At 66.9% G+C, this 25,306-nt stretch carries 21 protein-coding genes; 4 read left to right on the top strand and 17 right to left on the bottom strand.

Annotated features, from left to right (window positions below; translation table 11 throughout):
• The first annotated feature begins 116 nt into the window (after window positions 1–116).
• Window positions 117–2,081 (top strand): FAD/NAD(P)-binding protein, encoded by a 1,965-nt coding sequence (locus ACQCVD_RS05625; RefSeq protein WP_426822738.1) that lies wholly within the window; start codon window positions 117–119, stop codon window positions 2,079–2,081.
• Window positions 2,082–2,097: 16 nt separating this feature from the next.
• Here the strand turns inward: ACQCVD_RS05625 and ACQCVD_RS05620 are convergent, their stop codons facing one another.
• From ACQCVD_RS05620 to ACQCVD_RS05610, 3 genes are read right to left on the bottom strand one after another with little or no spacing between them, the layout of a single operon-like run.
• Window positions 2,098–2,829, bottom strand: a complete 732-nt coding sequence (locus tag ACQCVD_RS05620) for an SDR family oxidoreductase (RefSeq protein ID WP_426822737.1) — start codon at window positions 2,827–2,829, stop codon at window positions 2,098–2,100.
• Window positions 2,830–2,872: 43 nt separating this feature from the next.
• On the bottom strand, window positions 2,873–3,595 hold the full coding sequence (locus ACQCVD_RS05615) for an SDR family oxidoreductase (RefSeq protein ID WP_426822736.1): 723 nt from the start codon (window positions 3,593–3,595) through the stop codon (window positions 2,873–2,875).
• A gap of 19 nt (window positions 3,596–3,614) precedes the next feature.
• Entirely contained in the window at window positions 3,615–4,766 is a 1,152-nt protein-coding gene (locus ACQCVD_RS05610) for a cystathionine gamma-synthase (protein WP_426822735.1), read from the bottom strand.
• A gap of 314 nt (window positions 4,767–5,080) precedes the next feature.
• Here ACQCVD_RS05610 and ACQCVD_RS05605 point away from each other — a divergent pair, with 314 nt between their 5' ends.
• Window positions 5,081–6,091, top strand: a complete 1,011-nt coding sequence (locus tag ACQCVD_RS05605) for a mechanosensitive ion channel family protein (protein WP_426822734.1) — start codon at window positions 5,081–5,083, stop codon at window positions 6,089–6,091.
• Window positions 6,092–6,202: 111 nt separating this feature from the next.
• Window positions 6,203–6,622 carry a globin gene (locus tag ACQCVD_RS05600; RefSeq protein WP_426822733.1) on the top strand — a complete coding sequence of 140 codons (420 nt, stop codon included), beginning with the start codon at window positions 6,203–6,205 and terminating at the stop codon, window positions 6,620–6,622.
• Here ACQCVD_RS05600 and ald read toward each other — a convergent pair.
• Window positions 6,619–7,719, bottom strand: coding sequence for an alanine dehydrogenase (ald, locus tag ACQCVD_RS05595; protein ID WP_426822732.1), 1,101 nt, complete (start codon window positions 7,717–7,719; stop codon window positions 6,619–6,621). The two genes, ACQCVD_RS05600 and ald, sit on opposite strands and share 4 nt — an antisense overlap.
• A 129-nt stretch (window positions 7,720–7,848) precedes the next feature.
• Here ald and chrA point away from each other — a divergent pair, with 129 nt between their 5' ends.
• Window positions 7,849–9,036, top strand: coding sequence for a chromate efflux transporter (gene chrA, locus ACQCVD_RS05590; RefSeq protein ID WP_426822731.1), 1,188 nt, complete (start codon window positions 7,849–7,851; stop codon window positions 9,034–9,036).
• Window positions 9,037–9,075: 39 nt separating this feature from the next.
• Here chrA and ACQCVD_RS05585 read toward each other — a convergent pair whose 3' ends face one another.
• From ACQCVD_RS05585 to ACQCVD_RS05525, 13 genes are all read right to left on the bottom strand, one after another.
• Window positions 9,076–9,963: a TspO/MBR family protein gene (locus ACQCVD_RS05585; protein ID WP_426822730.1), complete on the bottom strand. Its 888-nt coding sequence runs from the start codon at window positions 9,961–9,963 to the stop codon at window positions 9,076–9,078.
• An 89-nt stretch (window positions 9,964–10,052) separates the two neighbouring features.
• Window positions 10,053–10,673, bottom strand: a complete 621-nt coding sequence (locus ACQCVD_RS05580) for a hypothetical protein (protein WP_426822729.1) — start codon at window positions 10,671–10,673, stop codon at window positions 10,053–10,055.
• The gene (locus ACQCVD_RS05575; RefSeq protein WP_426822728.1) at window positions 10,673–11,110 is read right to left on the bottom strand and encodes an acyl-CoA thioesterase; all 438 of its coding nucleotides are present in this window, start codon (window positions 11,108–11,110) and stop codon (window positions 10,673–10,675) included. The genes ACQCVD_RS05580 and ACQCVD_RS05575 overlap by 1 nt, the downstream gene beginning before the upstream one ends.
• Window positions 11,111–11,398: 288 nt before the next feature.
• The gene (locus ACQCVD_RS05570; RefSeq protein WP_426822727.1) at window positions 11,399–12,256 is read right to left on the bottom strand and encodes a shikimate dehydrogenase; all 858 of its coding nucleotides are present in this window, start codon (window positions 12,254–12,256) and stop codon (window positions 11,399–11,401) included.
• Between the two features lie 52 nt (window positions 12,257–12,308).
• Window positions 12,309–14,183, bottom strand: a complete 1,875-nt coding sequence (locus ACQCVD_RS05565) for a bifunctional sugar phosphate isomerase/epimerase/4-hydroxyphenylpyruvate dioxygenase family protein (protein WP_426822726.1) — start codon at window positions 14,181–14,183, stop codon at window positions 12,309–12,311.
• Complete coding sequence (locus ACQCVD_RS05560) at window positions 14,184–15,683, bottom strand: MFS transporter (RefSeq protein WP_426822725.1); 1,500 nt, start codon at window positions 15,681–15,683, stop codon at window positions 14,184–14,186. It lies immediately after the preceding gene.
• Between the two features lie 459 nt (window positions 15,684–16,142).
• Window positions 16,143–17,813 (bottom strand): energy-dependent translational throttle protein EttA, encoded by a 1,671-nt coding sequence (gene ettA, locus ACQCVD_RS05555; RefSeq protein WP_426822724.1) that lies wholly within the window; start codon window positions 17,811–17,813, stop codon window positions 16,143–16,145.
• Between the two features lie 51 nt (window positions 17,814–17,864).
• Entirely contained in the window at window positions 17,865–18,509 is a 645-nt protein-coding gene (locus ACQCVD_RS05550) for a single-stranded DNA-binding protein (RefSeq protein WP_426822723.1), read from the bottom strand.
• 163 nt (window positions 18,510–18,672) lie between these two features.
• Window positions 18,673–20,463 (bottom strand): FAD-dependent oxidoreductase, encoded by a 1,791-nt coding sequence (locus tag ACQCVD_RS05545; RefSeq protein ID WP_426822722.1) that lies wholly within the window; start codon window positions 20,461–20,463, stop codon window positions 18,673–18,675.
• 51 nt (window positions 20,464–20,514) lie between these two features.
• Window positions 20,515–21,342: a sugar phosphate isomerase/epimerase family protein gene (locus ACQCVD_RS05540; protein WP_426822721.1), complete on the bottom strand. Its 828-nt coding sequence runs from the start codon at window positions 21,340–21,342 to the stop codon at window positions 20,515–20,517.
• Between the two features lie 153 nt (window positions 21,343–21,495).
• The gene (locus ACQCVD_RS05535) at window positions 21,496–22,626 is read right to left on the bottom strand and encodes a Gfo/Idh/MocA family protein (protein ID WP_426822719.1); all 1,131 of its coding nucleotides are present in this window, start codon (window positions 22,624–22,626) and stop codon (window positions 21,496–21,498) included.
• Between the two features lie 60 nt (window positions 22,627–22,686).
• The gene (locus ACQCVD_RS05530; protein WP_426822718.1) at window positions 22,687–24,021 is read right to left on the bottom strand and encodes an MFS transporter; all 1,335 of its coding nucleotides are present in this window, start codon (window positions 24,019–24,021) and stop codon (window positions 22,687–22,689) included.
• A gap of 392 nt (window positions 24,022–24,413) precedes the next feature.
• Entirely contained in the window at window positions 24,414–25,205 is a 792-nt protein-coding gene (locus ACQCVD_RS05525) for an IclR family transcriptional regulator (protein ID WP_426822716.1), read from the bottom strand.
• Window positions 25,206–25,306: the final 101 nt, after the last annotated feature.

The raw sequence follows: 25,306 nt of genomic DNA, 5'->3' as shown, positions 1-25,306 counted from the left end.
CGGGGAGTAACGGACGACAACTTATTTTCCACTGAAACCTAACATATGGCAGACCAAGTGGTTAATGACAGACATACTACTTTGTCTGTTTTTGACGCAGGGTAAGGTATGTCCACATGCGAGGTCACACCCCCACCCCCACCCCCGCCATCGCCGTCGTCGGCATGGGCCCCCGCGGCATCTCCGTGGTTGAGCGGCTGGCCGCCCAACTGCATGGTCAGTCACGCCCGCTCATCCTGCGCCTGATCGACGACACGGAGCTCGGTGCCGGCCGGGTCTGGGACACCACCCAGACCCGGACGTTGTGCATGAACACGCTCGCCGGGGCTGTCACCCTGTTCACCGAGCCAGGGTCCACGGTGTCCGCCCCCGTCTTCGAGGGCCCGATCCAGTACGAGTGGATCCAGCTGTTGCGCGGGGAGCGGGAGGGCATCAGCGCCGCCAAGCTCCGAACCTTCGACGCCTTCCCGCCGGACCCGTCCGTGGCGGAGGAGTTCGCCGCGGAAATCGCCACCTCCCGCCCGGAGTCCCACCCCTCACGGGCGTTCTACGGTGCCTATCTGCGCTGGTGTTTCGACGTGGCCCTGCAACGGCTGCCCGATTCCGTGGAAGTGGTCCGGCACCTGACCCGGGTGACCGAGGTCCGAGATGCCGGGGACCATGATGTACTCACCCTGTCCGAGGGCCCGGAGATCAGGGCGGACGCCACGATCCTCGCGCTGGGCTGGACCATTCCCGGCCCGAACGCCGAGGAGCAGCAGTTGACTGCGGCCGCGGCACACAATCCTGGACTGACCTGGGTCCGCCCCGGCAATCCGCTGGACCAGGCCGTGGACCGGATCCCCGCCGGGGAGCTGGCACTGGTCCGCGGTCTCGGCATGGGGTTCTTCGATCTGATGGCCCAGGTGAGCATCGACCGCGGCGGCCGTTTCCTCCCGGATGACGGCACCCGGTCCGGATTGCGTTATGAGCCCTCCGGCCGGGAGCCGCAGTTGCTCGTCTCCTCCTTCCGGGGTTATCCCTACCTGCCGAAATCGAACTTTGGCGGGCTTCCGCCCAGTGCCCATCTCACCCGCCTGCGCGCCGTGATCGATTCCCTCCCCACCGGCATGCTGGGGCCGGCCAGCATCGACTTCGACGCCCAGGTCTGGCCCGCTGTGGTCCGCGACGCCTACGAGGCCTACTACCGGGTGCTCTCCCGGGTGCGTCCCGCCGCCATCGCCGGTTCGTTGCGCGACATCATCCAGGTCATCGACAGTGCGCAGCTGGAGAATCTCACCCGGAGACTGGCCGAGCTCGTTCCCGACCCGACGGACCGTTTCGACCTCTCCGCCTGGGAGCACCCTCTGGCTGGTGTGGAGGTGGGGCGTTCCGAGCTGACCGAGTTCATCGCCCGCCGCATGACCACCGATATCGCGGCGGCGGAAGCGGGCCTGGATTCCCCGCTCAAGGCGGCCCTGTGGTCAATCAGTGCCTCCCGCAAACCCGCCTCCATCCTGGGCGCGGAGGGACGCTACACCTTTGAGTCCCGGCGCAACCGCTACGCCACGTTGATGGCGATCGGCCAGATGGCCGGCTCGGGCCCGCCGCTGTTCCGCACCCGGCAGCTGCTCGCCCTGGTCGACGCCGGCCTGGTCAGCTTCCTGGGGGCGGACCCGAAACTACGGGTGGATGAACAGGCCGGCGAGTTCGTGATGAAGTCCCCGACCACCGGGGAGTCGCTGGTGCACGCGAAGACCCTGGTGGACGCCTGGATGCACAAGCCGGATATCCGCCGCCCGCAGGACGCGCTCTCCCGCAGCCTGGTCGCGACCGGCCGGGTACGCCCCTTCCACGACACCACGACGGACAGCCAGCGCATCGCCACCGGTTCCCCCGAGGTGGAACCGGGTTCCCGGCTGCTGGTGGGCGCCGATCAGCAGCGCGATGCCAGACTCCACCTGATCGGGATCCCCACTTACGCGCAGCTGCCGGACACAACGATTTCACCGATGCCCGGAACCGACCCGTTGATGCTGCAGGAAACGGACATCGCCGCCTGCAGCGCGCTGCACATCGCCACCGGGGGCCGGGCCCGGTAGCCAGGGCCCACCGCGGTCAGCTGCGGGTCGCCTCCGGCAGATCCGCCAGCTCGACCCGGGGCCGCACCGCGATGTCGGTGAGCTGGGTGCTCGGTCCCGCGTCAACCGCGGTGCGCAGGGCCCGGGCCACCTCCACCGGATCGATGTAGTGGGACCGGTCATACCCGGTTCCGGCCTGGCTGTTGAGTCCCTGCAGCATTGGGGTGTCCGTGGGGCCCGGCGCCACAGAGGTGATGCGCACCCCGTTGTTGGATTCCTCCCGGCGCAGGGCGTCCGTCAGCGCGTAGAGGGCGTGCTTGGTGGCCGCGTAGACGGCATTTCCCGGGTATGCGCCTCTACCGGCGCCGGAATTGACGAACACCGCCAGCCCACGTGCCGCCCGCAGAGCTGGGAGCAGTTGTCGGGTCAACTCAGCCGGGACGAAGACATTGGTGTCGAACATCCCGCGCCAATCCGCCGGCTCCGCGTCTTCCACCGTGTGGCGGTGCGCGATGGCCGCGGCGTTGACCAGGACATCCACCCGGGGCTGCCCGAGCACTTCGGTGAGCCCCGCGCCCGGCGAATCATCGAGCAGCTCACGGTCCAGGTCGGCTGCCACGGCGACGACATTCGCCAGCTCGCCGAGCTCCGCCAGTTTTTCGGCGTTGCGCCCCAGCGCGTACACGCGGTGGTCCCGGGCCAGGTCCTCCACGATCATTCGGCCGATCCCGCCGGTCGCTCCGGTCACGACAGCAATTTTCCCAGTCATGCGCACCAGTCTAACGGCGCCCCGGCCGGCTCGCCCCGGGATCTCAGGGGCGGCGCGGCCGGATGTCGAGGTTGGTGAACTGGGTGGTCTCGCCGGTGTCGGCGATCAGGCGCACCGCACGGGCGATCTCGGCCGGGTCCGAGTAATACTCCGGACGGTAGACGTCCTCGCCCACCTGGGCGACCATCTTGCGCATCATCGCGGTGTCCGTACCGGAGGGGAACAGACTGGCCACCCGCACCCCGTCCGGGGAGACCTCGTCGCGCAAGCTGTCGGCGATACCGCGCAGCGCGTGCTTACTGGCCACGTAGACACTGTGGCCGGCCGCCGGAGTCTGGCCGTTGATGGAGTTGATGAAGATGATCTGCCCCCGTGCGGTCCGCAACGTCGGCAGCAGCAGCCGGGTCAGCAGCGCCGGAAGCACCGCGTTGACGTTGAACTGGAGCTGCCAGTCAGCGGCGGTGGCCTGCTCGACGGAGCGTCGCTCCATCAGCCCGGCGCCGTGCACCAGCAGATCCACGTGGCCCAGTTCGCCGAGCGCGGCCAGGCCGGGGTACTCAGCGAGATCCGCGTCCTCCCGGAGCAGCACGGTCAGATCCACCGCCAGGGCGGTGACGTTGGCCAGGTCGTCGAGTTCGGCGAGTTTCTCCGGGTTTCGGCCGAGGGCGTAGACGTGGTGGTCGCGCGCCAGGTCGGCGACGATCAGCCTGCCCATGCCCCCGGTGGCGCCGGTGACGACTGCGGTCTTCTTCGGTGCGGTACTCATGGCCCCAGTCTAGGGGTCGTTAGAGCGCGGCCAGGGCCTGTTCCACATCGGCCAGGAGATCATCGGCGTCCTCGATGCCGATGGAGATCCGCACCAGGTCGCGCGGGACCTCCAGCTGGGAGCCGGCGGCGGACTGGTGGGTCATGGTGGCCGGGTGCTCCACCAGGGACTCCACCCCGCCGAGGGACTCTGCCAGACAGATCAGTTTGGTGGCGGTGCAGAACTTCCGGGCCGCCTCCTCGCCACCCGCGAACCGGACGGAGATCATCGCCCCGAAACGGTCCATCTGCTTCGCCGCGATCTCGTGGCCGGGGTGTGAGGCGAGTCCCGGATAGAGCACCTGGGAGACTTCCTCCCGGGAGTCCAGGAACCGGGCGATCTTCTCGGCGTTGTCGCAGTGGCGGTTCATGCGCACGCTCAGGGTCTTGATGCCGCGGGCCGTCAGGTAGGCGTCGAAGACGCTCGGGATCGGGCCGACCCCGCCCTGCATGAAGAGCAGCTGCTCATCGATGTCGGTGTCATTGGTCACCACCACGCCACCGACGACGTCGGAGTGGCCGCCCAGGTACTTGGTGGTCGAGTGCAGCACGACGTCGGCGCCCAACGCCAGCGGGCGCTGCAGGTACGGGGAGGCGAAGGTGTTGTCCACGACCAGACTGGCCGCACCCTTGACCTGCGCGACGGCCGCGATGTCCGTGATCGCCAGCGCCGGATTGGAGGGCGTCTCCAACCAGATCACCTTGGTCTTGTCGGTCACGGCCGCGCCGACTGCGGCGGCGTCGGTGGTGTCCACCACCGTGTACTCCACACCCCACGGCGCGAAGACCGAGTCGATCAGGCGCCAGGTGCCCCCGTAGGCGTCGTGGCCCAGGATGAGGTGGTCACCGGGCTTGAGCAGCACCCGCAGGAGGATGTCGGTGGCCGCCATCCCGGAGGAGAACGCCTTGCCGAACTCCGCGTTCTCCAGGGCGGCGACGGTGCGCTCCAGGGCGGTGATGGTGGGGTTGGCCACCCGGGTGTACTCATAACCGCCCCGCAACTCATTCAGACCATCCTGCGCGAAGGTGGTGGAAGCGTAGATCGGCGTGTTGATTGGACCGTACAGGGAGTCCGGCTCATATCCGGCGTGAATGCTCTGGGTGGAAAAACCCGGGTTACCTGCGGCGCTCATTGCTACCTGCTCCTGTCAGTTCGTCGGCTGGCCGTTGCGGGCCATGTCACCTGACCAGAATAGACTAAGCGGTATGTTTCTTCGCCCTCGGGTGAGGAATTATATTCACACAGGTGGTCCGGCGTCCGGAGCAGATGATTCCCCGCCGGCCCCGGCGCCCCGCCGATGAAGGGCCGGGGAAGGTCCGGCGCGGCCCGGTTCCTCCCACTTCGGCCCGCCGGCGAGCTTGTCCCCTCCCACTCACCACCGTTTTCAGGTGCCTGCCAGATTCCCGGCAGCAGGAGTTAACGGCCTGCGCCTACACTCCGGAAGGGATGAGTGAGTTAACAACGAACGTGTACGCAATGTCGACCTCGGCCCAGGAGACGGCAGACAACGTCACCTCCTGGTGGCAGGAACCGGTCACCCAGGAGTGGCTGATCCGGAAACCCCTCGAGATCCTCGTGACGATCATCATCGCCGCCGTCGCGCACTGGCTGGTCCGCCGGGGCATCGACAAACTGGCCCAACGCAACATCAACTCCAGACTCAAGAAGCCCAAGTTACCCGGCCGAATCGGCAAGAAGAAGGTGGAGACCGAGGAAATCCCGCCCCATGTCCAGGCCATGAACAAGGCCCAGGATGACCGGCGGAAGGCCCGCATCAAGACACTGGCGGCGGTCGGCAAATCAGCGGCGGCCATCCTCATCTGGGCCTGGGCCGTGCTGGCGGTGCTGCAGTCGATCAACATCAACGTCGGCCCGATCATCGCCTCCGCCGGTGTGGTCGGCCTGGCCATCGGCTTCGGCGCCCAGTCCCTGGTCAAGGATTTTCTGTCCGGTATCTTCATGCTGCTCGAGGACCAGTACGGCGTCGGCGACACCGTCGACCTGGGTGAGGGCATCATCGGTGACGTCGAGGACATCAGCCTCCGGCTGACCACCCTGCGCGACATCGACGGCACCGTCTGGTACGTCCGCAACGGGGAGATCCTGCGCGTGGGCAACCTCTCCGACGAGTTCTCCATCGCCCGCCTGCAGATCCCGGTCGGCCTGTCCAATGACTCCGAGAAGGCCTGGGAGGTCATTCTCGCCTCCGTCAATGAGGGCGTACAGGATGAGCGGATCCGCGACGGTGTGATCGAGGAACCCGTGATGAACGGCATCACCGATTTCCAGCCGGACTACCTCTCCTACCGCATCTCGGTCAAGACCCTGCCCGGCCGGCAGTGGGAGACCCAGCGCATCCTGCAGGGCAAGGTGCTCAACGACATGCGCAAGGAGAAGATCACCACGCCCTACCCCTACGGCATCGGCGCCTACCGGCCGCAGGACTACGAGATCTGACCTTCCCTCCCCTCCCCCAGAAGCGCACGGCACCGGGGTCGCCCGTTCAGCCCGGGCGGCCCCGGTGCCGTCACTTTCTGTGGTACCCCTCCCCCGTATAGACTGGCGCCCATGAGCACGTCACCGAACCCCCAGCCCAATCAGCGCCAGGTCTCCTTCTATGAGGCCGTCGGTGGAGAACCCACCTTCGCCCGCCTCGTCGCGGGGTTTTATGAGCAGGTGCGCGAGGATGATGTGATCGGCCCCCTCTATCCGAACCAGGACTGGGAGGGCGCGGAACAACGCCTCAAGTGGTTCCTGGCGCAGTACTGGGGCGGGCCGCAGACCTTCTCCGCCAACCGCGGCCATCCCCGACTGCGGATGCGCCACGTCAACTACTCCATCGGCCTACCGGAGGCCGAGCGTTGGCTGGAACTGATGCGCAACTCCCTCGACCGGATCGATGAGGAGACGATGCCTCCGGCCTATCGCGCGGCCATGTGGGACCACATGGAGCGGGTGGCGCAGATGCTCATCAACCGGGCGCCTTAGCCCTCCGCCAGCGGCAGCCCGTGCGCTTCCGCCACGGCCCTGCTCCGGAGCTTGCCGCCCCGCGTCATCAGGCCGTCAGCCAGCCCCGGATGCTTCTCGACGGCCGCGTCGAGCCCCAGGTCCGCTACGCTGCGCACGAACGGCAGCGTGGCATTGGTGAGCGCCTGGGTCGTGGTGTTGGCCACCGCCCCCGGCATGTTGGGCACGCAGTAGAAGATGGTGTTTTCCACCCTGAAGGTGGGGCGCTCATGCGAGGTCGCGTGCGAGGACTCGAAGCACCCTCCCTGGTCGACCGCCACATCCACCAGCACCGAGCCCTCCTTCATCCGGGCCACCAGAGTGTCCGGTACCAGCACGGGGGTCTTGGCTCCCGCCACCAGCACTGCCCCGATCACCAGGTCGGCGTCGAGCAGGGCCTCCTCCACGGCCTGAGGCGTGGACACCAGGGTGCGGACCCGCCCCTGGTAGAGATCGTCGAATTGCTGCAGCACCCGCGGTTCCAGGTCCAGCACCGTGACCTCCGCGCGCAGCCCCAGGGCCATCGCGACGGCGGAGGCCCCCACCTGCCCGCCACCGAGGACCACGACCTTGCCGGCCGGGGTTCCGGGCACTCCGGGCAGGAGCACGCCCCGCCCGCCCATGGGGCTCTGCAGGTGGTGCGCCCCTTCCATCACGGCGAGCCGGCCGGCGGCCTGGCTCATCGGCGTCAGTAGCGGGAGGCCCCCGGCGGCGTCGGTGATCGTCTCATAGGCGATGGCCGTGATCCCCGATTCCAGCAGGGCCTCGGTGACCGGGCGGGAAGCTGCCAGGTGCAGATAGGTAAACAGCATCTGGTCCGGGCGGAGGTAGCCGAACTCGCGTTCCAGGGGTTCCTTCACCTTCAGGATCAGCTCGGCGTCCCGCCAGACCGCGACTGCCTCGTCCACCAGCTGAGCCCCGGCGTCGCGGTACTGCTGGTCCGGCATGGAGGACGACGCCCCGGCCCCGGCCTCGACCAGAACGGTGTGGCCGGCCTCGACCAGGGCCCCGGCTCCCGCGGGGCTCAAGGCCACACGCCCCTCGCTGTTCATGAGTTCCCGCGGGATTCCGATGTGCATGACGCCTCCTGTTACGTGGCCTGTGACGGTTATTACTCTCGATTGTGGCACAGTCACCGCCGCTGCGAAGCGCTCCCCCATGTCCCATCCACCCAGCGTATGACCGGGTTACGATTTAAGCTGCTGCACATGACCGCATCCCCGCTCCGCGAAGTGGCCGGCGTTTTCGGCCTGCTGGGCTTGAGTTCCTTCGGTGGCCCCACCGCCCACCTCGCCTATTTCCGGGAGGAGTTCGTCCACCGGCGCAACTGGCTGCCGGAACGCCACTACGCTGAGCTGGTGGCGCTCAGCCAGTTTCTCCCCGGCCCCGGGTCCTCCCAGGTGGGGATGGCCCTGGGGTACCATCGCGCCGGATGGGCCGGCATGTTCCTGGCCTGGCTGATGTTCACCCTGCCCTCGATGACGCTGCTCATGGTCTTCGCTCTCCTGCTGGGAGTGGCGGGCGTGGACGGCGACGCCGGGTGGGTCCGGGGCCTGCTCGCCGCCGCGGTGGCCGTGGTCTTCCACGCGATAGCCGGCATGACCCGGGGAATGGCCGCCGGGAGAATCACCGCGACGATCGCGGTGGCGGCGGGACTAGCCGTTCTCCTGCTCCCCTCCCCCACCACCCACGTCATCGTCATCGTCCTGGCGGGGCTGCTCGGCATGATTCTGCCCGGCCTCAGTGACAGCGCGAACGCCGATGAATCAACTGACCGCCAGCTGCGCCCGGTGTCCTTCCGCGCCGCGGTGACCAGCCTGGTGCTCTTCCTCGGCCTGCTGACCGGACTCTGGTTCGCCAACGCCCTACTGTCCGGTTTCCCGTGGCTGGACCGGATCGCCGCCTACTACCAGGCCGGCGCACTCGTCTTCGGCGGTGGTCACGTGGTTCTGCCGCTATTGGAGCAGTTGGTGGTGGCACCCGGGTGGGTGGATCAGAACGAATTCCTGGCCGGTTACTCCGCCGCGCAGGCGGTTCCCGGGCCGATGTTTACCGTGGCGTCCTACCTGGGTGTCGTCGACAGTGGCGTACCCGGCGGCCTCGTGACCACCGTGATGATTTTTCTGCCGTCTTTCCTCCTGGTACCCGCCGGGCTGCACTTCTGGAACCGGTGGCGCAGCAACACCCGGCTGCGCCGTGCCTTCACCGCCATCAACGCCGCGGTGGTCGGCCTGCTGGGTGCCGCCTTCTATGACCCTGTCCTGACCCACGGGATCACCGGTATCCCCAGCCTGGCGATCGCGGTGCTGTGCTGGCTCGGCCTAGCGAAGTGGCAGGCTCCGCCCTGGGCGGTGGCCGCCTTCGCGGCGGTCGCCGGGCTGGTTCTGCTCCGGTAGCGCTCCGGCCTATTCCGACCCCGGCCCGGCGGAGCTGCCTCAGCCGCGGGACTCCGTGCGCATGGCGGCACGCGCTGCTTCCAGGGAGGTCGAGCTCTCGTCACGTTGTTCCCGGGCCCGGGAACGCAACCGCTGCACCACCGCCACGACCAGCACGACGCCAGCGGCGATGGCGGCCACCCAGCTGAGCGCCGGGGAGTCGAAACTCCCGCTGCTGCGCCCCACCGCGACCCAGGCCAATCCCCAGCTGGTGGCCAGGGCCGGAGCGATACGGCCACCGTCAAGGATCGCCGCGAGCACCGCCACCAGTCCCGCCACGATGGTTCCGGCGAGACCGACCGGAACCGTGCGGAAGGCACTGACCCCGATGTCAGCCAACCAGGCGTAGCTGTTGGCGAAGCAGGCGACGAGCACCCAACCGAAATACAGGCCGAACGCGCCGTCGGTGAGCAGCAGTTCCATCCACCCACCGTCCCGCCGGTGCCCCAGCAGGAACAGGATCCGGATCAGGACCGCCAACAGCACCACGATCACCATCACCGAGGCCAGCAGCATCCCCCACTGAACCGTCCAGATCCAGGCGGCGTTGAGCAGTACGGAGAGCAGTGCCCAGGGCCGTAGTGCCTGCTGGCGCGGCGAGTGACGCGCCACGGGAAACAGCTGCCATACGGCGTAGGCCGCCAGCCCGAGGTAGATGACGCTCCAGATGCTGAAGGCCGTGCCCGCCGGGGCCAGCGGTGTGGCGTCCGCGGACAGCGCCCCGCCGGCGGCCTCCGCGATCGGGGTGCCGCCCAGCGCTCCACTGCCGATGAAGGCCGTGACGATCGCGAGCGCGACACCGACGACGGTGACCACCGGCATGATCCAGCCGCCAGCCGTCGGCTGCGCCGGTCCAGGGTGGCTGGTCGGGTTCGAATACTGATTCATGTGCGCACCTCCACCGCCCACGCTAGAGACGCGGCGGTGGGGCGACAAGACGGAACTGGGGCAGTGCCCCAACTGTCACCGAGCTGTAATCAGAACAGCGACAGCCCGGTGGAGCGGAAGACGCTGCCGAAGGGGGCGTCCACCCGCACCCACCGCCCGTTGACCGAGACACGCAGGTGCCGGGGGACGTCCATCGGGGCCGCAAACCCGGGAATCAGACTGAGGGAGGTGCAGGTGAAGATCATGCGCATCGGGATCGCCGCCTCGTGGCCGCCCCCGGTGACGGTGAGCACGGTCTGGTTGAGCAGACTGGCCGGCGGGCCGAGCGGGCCCGAGAACTGCCGGGTCAGGGCCTGACCCTGGTCGGCGAGCTGGCGGACCACCTGCACCGGGACATTGTCCACGAGGGTGAACCCGGCGGCCGGTGGCAGGGCACCCGGCCAGTTCGGGTCCCGCGGTGGACCGATCTGACTCTCCCCGTTGCGCAGGGCGGAGAGCAGTTCATGGGCACCGACGACCGCGCCGTCCCGTCCCACGGTGCCCTTCGCGCGGCGGGAGGCCACCACCTCAAAGGGGGTGGTGACGAAGACCTCGACAAATTCGTCGAGCTGGCGGAGCCGGGCGGACGCCGTGGCATCCAGGCCGACGGCGCGACTGAGCAGGGCCTGCAGTCCGGGAGCACCGTCCGTGACTTCCAGGGTCTCCTGCATCAGTTCTCGATCTGGTCGACGGAGTCCGCAGTCTGGGTCAGCACCTTGCGCTCAGTCTGGTTGATCTCGCGGGGGCGGGAGGTGTCGGTGTCAATGGCCACCTGGACACACTCGACGACGCAGGCCACGCGGTTCTGCCGGTCCTTGATCTCCTGACGGGTGGTGAAGCTGGTGTTGCCGAGTTCCACGACCTGGGTCTCGACCGTCAGCTCAGTGGTGTCGGGCAGCACCGGGCGCAGGTAGTCCACGTCGAGGTGACGGACGAACACCGCAAAGTCGATTCCCCGGGCCACGAACTCGTCCTCGGCGAATGCCAGGCGGGCTTCCTGCGCGATCTCGATGTAGGAGGCGTTCATGATGTGACCGTAGCGGTCGAAATCCGCCCAGCGGACTGGAACCTGGATCGTGTGGAGCGTGGAATCGGCGGTGGCAACCATGAAAGTGGGTCTCTATTCCTAAAAAGTGGACGACAAAACTGAAGCACGTACAAGACCGGGCGCAGGATGATTCTCACCCCGACGGCTGGCGGGCGGGGTACTCTCCCACCCGGCGTCACCCGGTCTCGCCTGGCACGCCACTGATTCTAGTCAATCCCCTGGGTACGGGTGAACTGTGCGCGCCGGATCCGTCGCGGTCGACGGCGGCCAGCCACAGCCTACCCGCAGCGGGTGGGGCCCACTGCATGCCGGGGCCGCGCGACCACACACAGGTGTGGCACGGCTCCACTAACCCAGCGAGAGGAAGGTCTCCCGCATGCGCCGGGCGTCGGGCTCCAGCCCCGTGAAGAGGCGGAAGGCGTCGACCGCCTGGTAGACGGCCATGCGGGTGCCGTCGAGGGTGCGGCAACCGAGGGCCCGGGATTCGGCCAGCAGCTGGGTCTCGATCGGCATGTAGACCACGTCCCCGACCCAGTGCCGTTGGCTCAGGCAGGAGGTGTCGAAGGCGGTCCCCGGGTGGGCCGGCATGCCCATCGGGGTGGCGTTGACGACACCGTCAGCCACCGCGATGTGCTCCTCGATGCCGAGGGCGCTCACACCGGTGACTGCTTCGCGGCCGACGGCCCGGTTCACGGAATCGGCGAGCGCCTGCGCGCGGGTCTGGTCCAGGTCGGCGACGAGCAGCTTCGCGGTGCCGTTGGTGACCAGGGAGTAGGCGACGGCATTGCCGACGCCGCCGGCCCCGACCTGCACGACGGTGTCCATCGCGGCGTCGGCGAGCCCCTCGGCCAGCCCCCGAGCGAAACCGGTGACGTCGGTGTTGTGTCCGGTCATGGTGCCGTCCTCGGCGATGACGACGGTGTTGGCGGAGCCGAGTTCGGCGGCCTGCGGCGCGACGTCGTCAAGCAGGGGAAGCACCGCCTGCTTGTGCGGGTGAGTGATGTTCAGGCCGTTGAAGCCGAGGTCGCGGGCTGCGGTCAGCACCTCGTTGAGGCTGCGGTCCGCCAGGCGGGGGGTGACGGTGTCCAACCGACGGTAGACGGTGGGGCGGCCGTGGGCCAGGCCCTCCGCCTCGTGCATCGCGGGGGTGCGGGAGAGGCTGATGTCGTCGCCGATCAGGCCGAGCAGGATGGTCTCAGAAGTCATGGTGTGCGGGGTTTCCTCGTGGAGTCGTGGGGTGGGCGGAGTGGGCGGGGTTTCAGGTCGGGATGCCGCGTTCCAGGTCCCGGACCTTGCGGTACTGCGCGGCCATCCGGACCGGGGCGTTGGCCTCTCCCCAACCGGCGAAGTCGCCCCGCCGTTCCACGACCTCCAGGAACATTGTGCCGAGGGTTCCGGTGTAGAAGTGGAGGAACTCCCCGTGCTCGTCGCGGTCGTAGAGCAGTCCGTTGTCCCTGAGCTGGGTCAGGAACGCCGGATCCAGTTCGAAGCGGGCGGCCAGGTCCTCGTAGTAGTTGTCCGGCACCGGCATGAAGTTCAGTCCCCGCTGTCGGGCCCGGCGCGCGACGGCGACGATGTCGCTGGTGGCCAGCGCCAGGTGCTCCGGGTAGGCAGCATCGAGGAAATCACCCTGCTCGCCGTCCTCGGGGGCGACGCTGAGCAGTAGTTGCACGGCACGGTTACGCGAACGCATCACCTGGTTGGTGATCAGCCCGATCGGGCTGGGGAATTCCTCGTGGGCGTGGGTTTCCAGGGCCATCAGCGCGGTGTAGAACAGCACCGTCTCGTCGTAGTGCTGCCAGGGTTGGGCCAGGTTGATGTGGTCCACCCCGGTGATCAGGGGATCTTCGCTGACATCCGTCTCGCTGACCCCGAACTCCGCCAGCCAGGCGGGGTAGTCGCTGTCGGCGAGCCCGGAGAAGAACACCTCGGTGCCGTCGGGTGCGTAGACCCCGCGCAACTGCGCTTCATCCGCCGCCGTCTCGCGCGGCACCGACTGCGCCTGGAGCAGGTGGGCACGCTTCTCTGCGGCCACCGGGTCCTCCGTCTGGAAGCCCAGGCCACGGATCCCGGCCGGTGCCCCGGTGGGTCCCTGGTCACCCACGACGAGACGTACCGGGCCCTGGCCCCAGACCTGGTATTCGGGCTTGCTCCGGTGGTAGCCGCCGAGCCGGAAGCCGAGCTGGTGCAGGAGCTTGATGGTCTCCCCCAGCCGCCCGGTGCTGATCTCCACGAAATCCAGTCCGGCGGGGTCGGCGACCTCCGGCAGCGGGCTGAGACCCATCGTGCCGGCCGGATCGGCGGCGCCGGCAGCCTGGCGGGCCCGGTAGGTCTGATCCTCCAGCCAGCGCAGGGACCGCAGACCATCCACGGCGGTGCGGCCCACCTCCGCCTTCCGGAAGGAGTCGTTGAAGATCTCCAGCGACACAGGACCGTCATAACCGGCCTGGGCGAGGAAGGTCATGAAGCGCACCAGGTCGAAGTCGCCTTCACCGGGGAACACCCGGTGGTGGCGGGACCAGGAGAGGATGTCCATGCTGAGTTTCGGGGCGTCCGCGAGCTGGACGAAGAAGATCTTCTCGGCGGCGATGTCCGCGACCGCGGCGGTGTCCCAGCCACGCGAGAGAATGTGGAAGGTGTCCAGACAGGTGCCCACTGACGGGTGGTCCGCCAGATCGACGATACGCTGCGCGTGCTCGAAGTCGTTGACATAACGTCCCCAGGCCAGTGCCTCATAGGCGATGCGCACGCCGTAACGCTCGGCGAGTTCACCGGCGCTGCGCAGCTGGGCCGCGAAGAGCCCGTCATCGTCGATGGTGGCGGTGCCGACGTTGGAGCACAGCAGGATGGTGTCGATGCCCAACCGGCCCATCAGCTGGAATTTCGCCTCCAGGCGGCGCAGGTTCGCGGCGAAGGCGTCCTCCGGCACGCCCTCGAAGTCCCGGAAGGGCTGGAAGAGATCCAGGGTCAGCCCGAGTTCCGCGGCGCGGTCCCGGATCTGCTCGGGGGAGTGTGGTGAGACGGTCAGATCCTGCTCGAAGATCTCGACGCCGTCGAAACCTGCGTCGGCGGCAGCCCGCAGCTTCTCCGCGAGGGTGCCGGAGAGACAGACGGTGGCGATGGATGTGCGCATTTAGAGTCGGGCCTCCTGGTTGTCATTGTCCTCGGTCGGTTCTCCGTCCGGACCGATGATCAGGCTAGTGCGGCGCTTGGCGTCGCTGATCCCGGCCAGCTTGAGATCGACCGCTTCCTCCCGGTCGGTGTGCAGGGCGTCGATCTCGTCGAGGTTGTGTTCCTTGGTCTCCTTGGCGGTCATCCCGGCCACGGCGGAGAGCACACCGACAATGGCGACGAAGATGCCGACGTTGATCCAGTTGTCACCGGCCGCGCCCGCCAGGGCGGAGGCCAGCACCGGGGCGAAACCACCGGACACGGCGAAACCGATCTGGGTGCCCAGCGCCAGGCCGGTCACCCGCACCGGGGTCGGGAACATCTCGGCGTAGAAGGCCGGCCACACGGCGTTGGCCATGGAGTACAGCAGGCCGGACATCACGAAGCCGACGGCGAAGATCGCGACCCAGTTCGCGGAGTGGATGGCACCGAGGTAGCCGCCCATGGCGAGGCCGGAGCCGACGGAACCGATGGCGAACACCGGTCGGCGGCCGATGCGGTCGGCCAGCAGGCCGGACAGGGGGATGGCCAACAGGGCGACGGCGTTGGCGACCACCGGGACAAGGAGCATCGTCGTGCGGTCCAGGCCCACCACCGAGGTGGCGAAGGACAGCGACCAGACGGTGAACACGACGTTGACGGTGTTGATCAGGGCGGCGACGGCGACGCGGAGCACCGCGGCCTTGTGGTAGCGGAACAGCAGGCGGAGCGGCGACGGTGCCTTCGTGTCATCGTCCTGGGCCAGTCCCTGAGCGATGGCTTCAGCCTTGGCGGCCTTGGCCTCCTGGGCCTCCTTGAAGGCCGGTGGCTCCTCCAGGTGGCGGCGGATCAGCCAGGCGGTCAGCACAACCACGGCGGACAGCCAGAACGGGACACGCCAGCCCCAGCTCAACAGAGCCTCCTCGCTGAGGAAGAGGGTGAAGGGGATGAAGACGGCGGTGGCCAGCAGGGTGCCGAACTGGGTGCCGTGCAGCGTCCAGCTGGCGGTGACGGCGCGCCGGTGTTCAGTGGAGTGCTCGAGCGAGACCGAGATCGCACTGGCCTGTTCCCCGGAGGCGGACAACCCCTGGATGATGCGGCAGAGCACCAGCAGCGCCGGGGCCAGGTAGCCGGCCTGGTCGAAGGTCGGCAGGCTGCCCACGGCGAAGGTGGAGGCACCGATCATGAACAGGCACAGCATGAGGACGAACTTGCGGCCGTAACGGTCGGCCAGCGGGCCCATGATCAGCGCTCCCAGCGGACGCACGACATAGGCGACGCCCACGGTGGCCATGGAGGCCAGGATGGCGACACCGGGCGCGGTGTCCTCCGGGAAGAAGAGCTGGTTGATCACCAGTGCAGCAGCGGTGCCATAGACCGCGAAATCGTAGTATTCGAGCGCGGAGCCGATCCAACTGGACAGCGCAGCCCGTTTCGGGGTCTTCCCCGGAGCCGGCACCACGGTGGTGTTCTCTGTGGACATGAGTGGAGACTTCCTGATCGTCGGAAAACGGTGCTGAAGCACGAACTGGGTCACGGCGAGAGGACGGGTCCGTCCCTCCCCTCCTGTCGGCGGCCGCCGGTCGTTGACCGGTGACCATGCCTGGAATCAGGGCCGTGAGCTGCTGTGATACTGAAACACTGCAGCATGCTTCGTGACGCGGAACTCACGTTAAGACTCGGAACAATTTTCTCCAAGCTGTTCGCTTTGCGAACATACAGGGCACGGAACGGCCCGTTGACCTGCAGATACCAGCACCCCCGGGAGGAAAAAGGGGTGCCTAGGGGTGGCCCCCAGGGGCGCCCCCGAACGTGAGCCACACTACGTTTCCGGCGCACTGGACACCGAGTCACGGAGAGGTTTCCGGGGAAGAGCAGCCGGCCCGTGGCCCCGGAGAGTCTCTCCGGGGCCACGGGCCGGTACTTGTCCGCTGAGACGGGCTTAGCGGGTCAGCTTTCGGTGGGTGACACGGGACGGGCGTGCCGCTTCGGCGCCGAGACGCTCCACCTTGTTCTTCTCGTAATCCTCGAAGTTGCCTTCGTACCAGTACCACTGGCCTTCGGCGATATTGCCCTCCCAGGCGAGGATGTGGGTACAGGTGCGGTCCAGGAACCAGCGGTCGTGCGAGATGACCACGGCACAGCCGGGGAAGTTCTGCAGCGCGTTTTCCAGGGAACCGAGGGTTTCGACGTCAAGGTCGTTGGTCGGCTCATCGAGCAGGATCAGGTTTCCGCCCTGTTTCAGGGTCAGCGCGAGGTTCAGCCGGTTGCGCTCACCACCGGAGAGCACCTTGGACGGCTTCTGCTGGTCCGGTCCCTTGAAGCCGAAGGCCGAGAGGTAGGCCCGCGAGGGCATCTCGTTCTGGCCGACGTGGATATAGTCCAGCCCATCGGAGACGACCTCCCAGACGGTCTTCTCCGGATCGATGTTCGCACGGTTCTGGTCCACGTAGCTGAGCTGGACGGTGTCACCGACGGTGACGGCACCCGCGTCCGGCTCCTCCAGCCCGACGATGGTCTTGAACAGGGTGGTCTTACCCACACCGTTCGGGCCGATGACGCCGACGATGCCGTTGCGCGGCAGGGTGAACGACAGGTCCTTGATCAGGACGCGGTCATCGAAGCCCTTCTCCAGGTCCTGCACGTCCACGACCTTGTTGCCCAGGCGCGGCGGAGTCGGGATCTGGATCTCCTCGAAGTCGAGCTTCTTGTACTGCTCGGCCTCGGCCACCATCTCCTCGTAGCGCTGCAGACGGGCCTTGTTCTTGGCCTGGCGGGCCTTGGATCCGGAACGGACCCAGGCGAGCTCGTCCTTCAGCCGCTTCTGCAGCTTCTGGTCCTTCTTACCGGCCACCTCCAGGCGCTCGGCCTTCTTCTCCAGGTAGGTGGAGTAGTTGCCTTCGTAGGGGTGCAGCTTTCCGCGGTCGACCTCACAGATCCATTCCGCGACATGATCGAGGAAGTAACGGTCGTGGGTCACGGCCAAGACGGCACCGGGGTAATCGGCCAGGTGCTTCTCCAGCCACAGCACGGACTCGGCGTCCAAGTGGTTGGTGGGCTCATCGAGCAGCAGCAGGTCCGGCTCGGACAACAGCAGCTTGGCGAGCGCCACGCGGCGACGCTCACCACCGGAGAGGTGGGTCACCGGGGCGTCGGAGGGCGGGCAACGCAGTGCCTCCATGGCCTGCTCGATCTTGGAGTCGACCTCCCAGGCATCTGCGGCATCCAGGTCCTCCTGGAGTCTGCCCATCTCATCCATCAGCTCATCGGTGTAGTTGGTCGCCATCTCCTCGGCGATCGCCTCGAAACGCTGCTTCTTCTCGAAGATTTCACCGAGGCCCTCCTCGACGTTCTGACGGACCGTCTTCTCCTCGTTCAGCGGCGGCTCCTGGAGCAGGATGCCGACGGTGGCACCCGGGTCGAGAAAGGCTTCGCCGTTGGAGGGTTGATCCAGGCCGGCCATGATCTTCAGGATCGAGGACTTACCGGCACCGTTCGGACCCACCACGCCGATCTTGGCGCCCGGGTAGAAGGCCATGGTGACGTTATCCAGGATAACCTTCTCGCCCACGGCCTTACGCACGTTCTTCATCGTGTAGATGAACTCGCCCATTATTCCCCTTTGTCGTGTTGCTAATTCATCCCAAAGGGTACATCACCAGTATCAGAACGGAGGTTCTCCGCCACCATTCTGGTCCGCATTCTCGGCGGCGTCCCCTCCCGCGGTGGCCCCGACGTCGACGAGCTCGCGTTCGCCGCCGGCTTCGCCATCGGTGCCGGTGTCCACGGCCGCACCGGTGCCGCCCCTGTTGAACGGCGCCTCGGTGAGCGGGGCAGCCATGCCGTCCTCCGTCTGAGGTTGGTCCGGCGCCTCGTCCCGTGGTGGCATCACGTGATCGGGTTCCGGCTTCCCGGTCCTGGGGGCCGGCACTCCCTCGATCATCTTTCCGCCGCCATTGGGTACGGAGCTGACCACATGCCGATTCATGTCCACTCCGACATGATTGGCACGCAGCAGGATCTGCTGGTGTGCTGTGTTGTCCCCGTCGACCCACTCATTGGTCACCAGCGTGCCGACCGCGATGATCGGCATGCCCTTCGCCAGGGACTGCTTCGCGTTGTCCGCCAGCTGATTCCAGCAGTCAACGGTGATGAACAACAGGTCGGTGCTCTGCCAGTTGTTCGCCTTGTCTCGATAGGAACGGCTGGCGGCCACCCGGAAGCGGGATACTCGGGCGCCGCCCGGCAGCTCCCGGAGGAAAACCTCCCCCGTGAGGTTGCCGGTGATGGTCGCGGGGATCTGTGCCATGGTGTCTCCTTGTGTCGTGGTGCCGTTGGTCGGGTACCGCTGACGCTGCCATGCTGGCGAGATGGCGTCATCCACCTCAGGCTGAACCCTGTGGACAACCGGTGTTGTCCACAGGTTCAACCGCGGCGGAGAAGCCCCGGGAACCAGATGCCCCTGGGGTGAGTCAGTGGCGCTGCGCCGCGGCGGGGATCACAGCAGCATCCTCCGTGGCACTCCCCTGCGCCGGCCGTCCAGCCAGATCCTCACCTGCGATATAACCGAAGGTCAGCGCCGGTCCCAGGTTGATTCCACCGGCCGGGTAGTGCCCACCCATGATGCTGGCCCGGTCATTGCCCACGGCGTAGAGCCCGTGGACCGCACTGCCGTCCTCGCGCAGCACCCGGGCCCGCTCGTCTGCGGCGATGCCGGCGAAGGTACCGAAGCTGCCCGGGACAACCTTGACGGCGTAGAACGGCCCCTTCTCGATCGGCGCGAGCGACGGGTTCGGGCCGACCTGCTGGTCACCGCCGTAGCGGTTGAATTCGGTGCTGCCACGCCCGAAGTCCGGGTCCTCACCGCGGCGGGCATTGTCGTTGAACTCACGCACCGTCTGGGACAGCTGCCGCGGATCGATCCCGCATTTCTCGGCCAGCTCTTCGATGGTTCGGCCCTTGACCAGGTAGCCGCTACGCAGGTACGGAGTCAGTGGCACCGGGAAGGGCTTGACCATCCCCAACGGGTATTTGCGCACGAACTCCGAGTCCGCGATCTGCCAGGACTGCACCGGCTCGCCCGCCGGCGCCTGCTCGATCATCGCGGCGACATAGTCGTAGTAGCCGTTGGCCTCGTTGACGAAACGACGACCGGTGCTCAGCACGCCGAGTGAACCCGGCTTGGCCCGGTCCATGATGTGGGGGAAGGTGCCGACCTTGCCGTTGAAGTAGGGCACCAGTGAGACCGGGCACCACGCGGCCGGGGAGGCCAGATCGGTCTCGAATTTCGCACCGACCTCCTGCGCCATGCGCAGTCCATCCCCCTGGACCTCGGCGGGTGCCAGGGTGTGGTGTTCCTGTCCCGTCGGGGTGCGGGGAAAAGTTTCCGCCCGCAGCTCGACGTTGCCCGAGTATCCTCCGGTGGCCAGGACGACGCCGCGGGAGGCATGCAGAACCTGCTCGCCCTGCGGACCCCGTACCCGGACGCCGACCACCCGGCCCCCCTCAGTGACCAGTTCCAGGGCGGCAGTCGAGGTCACCAGTTCGACACCGAGGTCATCGGCGGAGGCCGCCAGTCGACCGGTCAGCGCCACGCCGTTGACCAACTGCATGTTGCGGTTGTGGGCCAGCAGATCCCACAGGTGCATGCTGAATCGCCGGGCCGCGTGCAGCCAGCCCGTAGGGCGGAACTGGGAGGCGGAGAGGAACTTCATCAGATCAGGACCAGCCATGATGCCCATCCCCATAAACGAGGTCTCATAGAGCTGGTGACGCAGTTTGCGGCGCAGTTCCGGTCTGATTTTGCGGGCGTTGTACGGCTTCGGTCCCACCGAGCGGTGGCCCGTGCCGGCGCCCGGTGTGTCACCGTAGATGTCCTTGATCGTCGCGCCAGGGGTGAACTGCAGGCGGGTCTTCTTCTCGAAGAACTTCACCATCTGCGGGGCGGCTTCGAGGAAGGCGTCCACATTGGCGGCGTTGTACTTCTCCCCCAGTCGGTGCTGCAGATAGGTGCGGAACTCCTCACGGTCCTCGTGGACCCCGTCCTTCCTGGCGAAATGGCTCCCGGGTGTCCAGGCCCAGCCGCCGGACCACGAGGTGGCTCCGCCCAGAACCCCGGACTTTTCCACCACCACGACCTTGAGGCCGCGATGGGCGGCGGTGACTGCGGCGGACAGTCCGCCGGCACCGGAACCGACGATCACGACATCAACGGTGTGGTCGGTGCAGGTGGTGCTGGCGGCGGTGTGCGGTGACTGGGACATGTCTTCTTCCTGGTTCCTTAGAGATGAGGTTGGTTCGGGTTGTGGTTGCGGTTATCTGATGATGTCGGCGGGCACCCGGTCGAGCATGGCCCGGGTGTCAACGTAGAGTTTCTCCGCCCAGCCGGCCGGTCCCAGTGCAACGACACCGGAATCGGACGGGGTCTCCACACTGACCGGCGTGGCCGCCGGGAGGGCCGCCACGTAGTCGACGAGGGCGAAGTCCCCGTCTCCCGGTGATCGGCGTTCAGCACGTGATTCCAGGACCAGCCCGGAACGGTCGGCCGGGGGCTTCGCCGGGCCGTCGCACAGCTGCAGCATCGGGACGAGATCTGCCGCCGCGGACAGTTCCCCGGTGGTGCCGCCGAAGCGGCTCAGGTGCAGGGTGTCCGGTAAGAAGCAGGCGCCGGTCTGGGCCGCCAACTCCGCCGCCTGCGGGATGGAATTGACCGCCTGGTAGGAAATGGCCTCCAACGCCGGCCGGATCCCCCCGAACTGCGTGCCGTCGGCGACGATCCGGGAAAGCGTGTCCCGCAGCCGGTTCTGGTCGGTGTCCGCAGCGGCGACCGTCAGTGTCTCAGCCCCCAGCCCAGCGGCGGCTTCCAAGGCCTGCAGCCACTGTTCGCGTTGGTCTGAGCCGTCGAGCAGGAGAAATTCGGTGTCGATGACCTGTAGTCCCGTGTCGCGGAGTGCCGCCAGGGTCCGCCGTTGCAGGGCGGATCCGGGAGAGAGGTCGTAGTCGGGTTCAGCGTCGGTGACGCGTCGCACCCGCAGGCCGACGAAATCGAAGCCGGCGTCGGCTGCGATGCGGACGAACTCATCTGGTGGGGTGCTGAGCAGACTGAGAGCGGCGAGTCCCAGGGGACGGGAGGGGATGGTCATGGCAGAGCTCCTTGTCGAGTGGTGTGGGTGGTGTGCACCGGGGTCCGCGAGCTTCGCGCCCGGGCACCGGGCTGGGACGGAACTGTTCCCGGGGTGGTGGGCCGGCGAGGACGTCCGGCGGTGGCCGTCGAATACCTCATTGCTGCCGGAGGGCTAAGCCCGGGCCGGCTCCGGTTGCACGCTGACTGAATCCGGAGCGACGACGGGCAGGTCGACGTCCGCGAACCTGACCGGCCGGCCGATTCGCGCGGACTCGTAGACCGCCAGCAGAATCCGCAGCGCGGCGGTGCCTCCCGCGCCGGTGATCGACGGATCCGTGCCGGTCTTGATGGCATGCACAAAGTCACGGACCTGCGCGGTGTGGTGTGGGATGAGCTGGCCGTTGATGGCACTTAAGTCGGCATTCGGCGCCACTCCGGCCGGATGTGCGGGCTTCGCGGTGATCGTCTGCCCCACTGCGAAGGTGTCGACGCGGCCGTCGGTGCCCTCCGGGAACTCCGTCAATGAGACGGTCCCGCCATGCTCGCCGGTGATCTGCACCCTGGCTCCCAACGCCGGAGTAGCGGCGGTGGTGGCCTGGATGGTGGCCAGCGCCCCGGAGGCGAATACCAGGGTGGCTACCGCGGAATCCTCGACCTCGATGTGCTCACCGTGCTTGAAGGTGTTGATGCGGCCGTAGACCTCCGCGACCTCGCCCATCAGCCACTGCAGCAGATCGATGTAGTGGATCGCCTGGGTCATCAGCACCCCGCCACCGTCATTGAGCCAGGTGCCCCGCCACGCGTCGCGGGAGTAGTAGGTGTGATCGCGGTGCAACAGCACCGAACACTGCCCCAGGATGGGTGCGCCGACCTCCGGATTGTCCAGTTCCCCACGCATCCGCTGGGCGGCCGGCCAGAACCGGCGCTGGAAGAGCACGCCGAGTTGCACCCCGGCAGCGTCACAGGCGGTGACCATCCGTTCCGCCGAAGCCAGATCGGTGGCGATCGGCTTCTCGCACAATACGTGGACCCCGGCGGCCGCGGCGGTGAGTACCACGTCCTCGTGGGTCGGATGCGGTGTGCACACGGAGATCAGGTCGACGCCGTGATCCAGCAGCTCGGCCAGGCTTCCGAAGGCGGTCGGTACGCCATGGCGCCGGGCGACGGCCGCAGCCCGCACCGGGTCGATGTCGCATACCGCGACCACCTCGGCGCCGTCTACGGCGGCGAAGGCCTCGAGATGGTTTCTGGAGATGGCACCGCAGCCGATGATCCCGACCCGCAGGTTCCGGTTTTCCGACATGGATTCCACTTTCCTCTTCCGTAGTTGTCTTTCAGGGCTCAGCCGGGTGGGCTGCGGCACTCAGGTGTTTCGGCGGCCGAGCTGCTCCAGCGGTGTGAAGGCGGTTTCCCGCAGGGTGTAGATGGTCACGGAGGCGATCAGGACGCAGACGGCGACGAAGGCGAAGACCGCGTGCCAGCCGCCCCACATCAGCAGTCCCGCTGAAATTGCCGGCGCGAACCCGGTCAGCATCAGTCCCGTCTGGTTCCCCATAGCCATGCCGGTGTAGCGGACCGGGGCGTCGAACATCTCCGGGAAGAGCACCGGCCAGACCCCGTTCCAGCAGCTGTAGAACAAGCTCTGGTTGAGGATGCAGATCACAAAGATCAGCGCGACATTGCCGTCGGTCATGGCGCCGAAGTAGAACCAGGTGGTGATGATGCAGCCGACGGCGCCGACCAGCAGCACCGGGCGCCGTCCGAAGCGGTCGGAGAGCATGCCCGCCAGCGGGATGGTGGCGATCGAGATCGCCATGGCCACCGTATTGACTAGGACCATGGTGGAACGATCCACACCGCCGTGTTCGGTCGCATAGCTCAGAGCGAAGACCATGTAGGTGGTCTGGATGACCGAGTACACGGTGATCAACACGATGCGCAGGACATCCACCCACTGCGTCTTGAGCACCCGCACGGCAGGGATGGCATGAGTCTCACCGGAATCCTGGGCCTCATCGAAGACCGGTGCCTCCTCCAGGTGGGTACGCACCCAGTAGGCCACCAGCAGCACGACCGCTGAGAGCAGGAACGGGATGCGCCAGCCCCAGCTCATCAGGTGTTCTTCAGGCAGCATGAGGAAGGGGAGGAAAACGACACCGGCGAGCACGTTGCCGGCGGAGCACCCGACCATCACCGAGCTGGTGAAAAAGCCGCGTCGTCCCTCCGGGGAGTGCTCCATGGTCAACGTGGAGGCACCGGCGGATTCCGCCCCGGCGGAAAACCCCTGCGCGATCCGACAGAGCAGCAGCAACATCGTGGCGAGGACGCCGACACTTTCGTAGGTGGGCAGGATGCCGATGGCGAAGGAGGACACTCCCATGATGATCAGGGTGATCATCAGCGCTTTCTTCCGGCCGACCTTGTCACCCACATGGCTCATGACCAGGCCGCCAATAGGCCGGGCGATATATGCGACACCGAAGGTGGCCAGGGACGCCATGGTGGCGACCATCGCGTCCCCCTGCGGGAAGAACAGGTGGTTGAAGATCAGCGCCGATGCTGTTCCATAGAGCACGAAATCGTAGTACTCGAGGGTGGAGCCGAGCAGCGAGGCGAAGGCCGCCTTTTTGGGTGACTTCTTCTGGGCCGTAGCTGACGCGGTGATTTCCGTCGTCGCCTGGTTGGTTTTGATGCTCATCAGGAGGCTCCTGTCGTGATGGGTCCAAGATCCACAGCAAATGTGTTTCAGACAACTATTCAGAATGTCTGTGTTGGGGATCATAAATTCCACGCGAAACAGAAAGCATTTTTCTCCCATTGAATGGGATGAACCGGCGAGTTGTGCGCTCAGCGCACCTCTCACAAGAGCGGTGGCAGCCCCGGAGATTGAACATTCCCCCAGCTCTACCGGCCTTTTAACGGGACTGCGGCCTCCTTGACTGCGTCGTCCCTCAGTCTCGCGCGGTGGGCGTCATATCCGGGGTGTCTCCGCAGAGTCAGGTGTTGCGGCGCCACCTTTTCTGCGGGGCGCAGCTCCGCCCACAGCTCAACCAACGAGGACGATGACCCTGCACTGCGCCGGGGACAGCGTCACTGCAGCCATGGTAGGGCCCGGCCGGACTGCTGCCCCGCCCCCAGTTCCCGGGACAACGATCGGCCAGCGGTGACCAACACGGAAATGACCACCGCTTCATTGACCTCTCCCGATCGGGCCACCACCGACAACGACGCCAGAATTTTATTGCCCGGACCGAAGACCGGCACTGCATAGGCGGAGTTTCCCGGCGTCAACGCACTTTCCATCGCGATGTAGCCGCGGGAGCGGATCTCGGCGAGCTTGGTGCGCACCCACCACTCTTCAGTGACCACGCCCGTCTGCTCGTCAAGCAACGGACCCTGCAGAATACGGTCCCGGATCTTCGGTGTCGTGTGGGCGAGCAGCACCAACCCCGGTGAGGTGTTGTAGAAGCGCATCCGGCCCGCCTGCTGCGCCACAAACTCGCCGTCCCCGTAGCGGTCCAACCGCTCCAGGTAGAGCACGCTGCCACCCTCATAGTCCGGCACCGTGAGAAAGATCTTCTCCTGCAGGGTGGAGTGTACGGCCTCCATCACTGGCTGGGACTTGGTGCGCAGCTCTTCCAGGGGGCTCGAACGGGCCGTCAGTTCCCAAGCCCGGCGCCCGATGACGAACTGGCCGTTTTCATGACGGCCCAGCAGGCCCACCTCAACCATTTCTGTGGCTAACCGGTGCGCAGTGGATGGGGACAACTCAGTGGAACGGGCGATCTCCGCGGCGGTGCGTGCGGGATGTTCGTGGTCAAAGGCCTCCAGGATGCGGACCACCCGCTGCAGGACTGTCTCCCCGGACTTCGAGTTCGCCACGGTTAGCCCACCCCTCCCCTTTCCCGCCTCGGGTGTTGTCGGTTCATTCTAATCCCCTGAGAGGATGGGGCGGCTGCGGGCTCAGCAGCGCCCCGGGCGAT

The organism is Corynebacterium halotolerans, from assembly GCF_050107895.1.
Classification (GTDB): domain Bacteria; phylum Actinomycetota; class Actinomycetes; order Mycobacteriales; family Mycobacteriaceae; genus Corynebacterium; species Corynebacterium halotolerans_B.
This window is presented reverse-complemented; position numbering and strand designations above follow the sequence as displayed.

Coding starts and splice junctions, on each gene's coding strand:
- ACQCVD_RS05625 (WP_426822738.1), top strand. CDS start 117: ATGCGAGGTCACACCCCCACCCCCACCCCCGCCATCGCCGTCGTCGGC.
- ACQCVD_RS05620 (WP_426822737.1), bottom strand. CDS start 2,829: ATGACTGGGAAAATTGCTGTCGTGACCGGAGCGACCGGCGGGATCGGC.
- ACQCVD_RS05615 (WP_426822736.1), bottom strand. CDS start 3,595: ATGAGTACCGCACCGAAGAAGACCGCAGTCGTCACCGGCGCCACCGGG.
- ACQCVD_RS05610 (WP_426822735.1), bottom strand. CDS start 4,766: ATGAGCGCCGCAGGTAACCCGGGTTTTTCCACCCAGAGCATTCACGCC.
- ACQCVD_RS05605 (WP_426822734.1), top strand. CDS start 5,081: ATGAGTGAGTTAACAACGAACGTGTACGCAATGTCGACCTCGGCCCAG.
- ACQCVD_RS05600 (WP_426822733.1), top strand. CDS start 6,203: ATGAGCACGTCACCGAACCCCCAGCCCAATCAGCGCCAGGTCTCCTTC.
- ald (WP_426822732.1), bottom strand. CDS start 7,719: ATGCACATCGGAATCCCGCGGGAACTCATGAACAGCGAGGGGCGTGTG.
- chrA (WP_426822731.1), top strand. CDS start 7,849: ATGACCGCATCCCCGCTCCGCGAAGTGGCCGGCGTTTTCGGCCTGCTG.
- ACQCVD_RS05585 (WP_426822730.1), bottom strand. CDS start 9,963: ATGAATCAGTATTCGAACCCGACCAGCCACCCTGGACCGGCGCAGCCG.
- ACQCVD_RS05580 (WP_426822729.1), bottom strand. CDS start 10,673: ATGCAGGAGACCCTGGAAGTCACGGACGGTGCTCCCGGACTGCAGGCC.
- ACQCVD_RS05575 (WP_426822728.1), bottom strand. CDS start 11,110: ATGGTTGCCACCGCCGATTCCACGCTCCACACGATCCAGGTTCCAGTC.
- ACQCVD_RS05570 (WP_426822727.1), bottom strand. CDS start 12,256: ATGACTTCTGAGACCATCCTGCTCGGCCTGATCGGCGACGACATCAGC.
- ACQCVD_RS05565 (WP_426822726.1), bottom strand. CDS start 14,183: ATGCGCACATCCATCGCCACCGTCTGTCTCTCCGGCACCCTCGCGGAG.
- ACQCVD_RS05560 (WP_426822725.1), bottom strand. CDS start 15,683: ATGTCCACAGAGAACACCACCGTGGTGCCGGCTCCGGGGAAGACCCCG.
- ettA (WP_426822724.1), bottom strand. CDS start 17,813: ATGGGCGAGTTCATCTACACGATGAAGAACGTGCGTAAGGCCGTGGGC.
- ACQCVD_RS05550 (WP_426822723.1), bottom strand. CDS start 18,509: ATGGCACAGATCCCCGCGACCATCACCGGCAACCTCACGGGGGAGGTT.
- ACQCVD_RS05545 (WP_426822722.1), bottom strand. CDS start 20,463: ATGTCCCAGTCACCGCACACCGCCGCCAGCACCACCTGCACCGACCAC.
- ACQCVD_RS05540 (WP_426822721.1), bottom strand. CDS start 21,342: ATGACCATCCCCTCCCGTCCCCTGGGACTCGCCGCTCTCAGTCTGCTC.
- ACQCVD_RS05535 (WP_426822719.1), bottom strand. CDS start 22,626: ATGTCGGAAAACCGGAACCTGCGGGTCGGGATCATCGGCTGCGGTGCC.
- ACQCVD_RS05530 (WP_426822718.1), bottom strand. CDS start 24,021: ATGAGCATCAAAACCAACCAGGCGACGACGGAAATCACCGCGTCAGCT.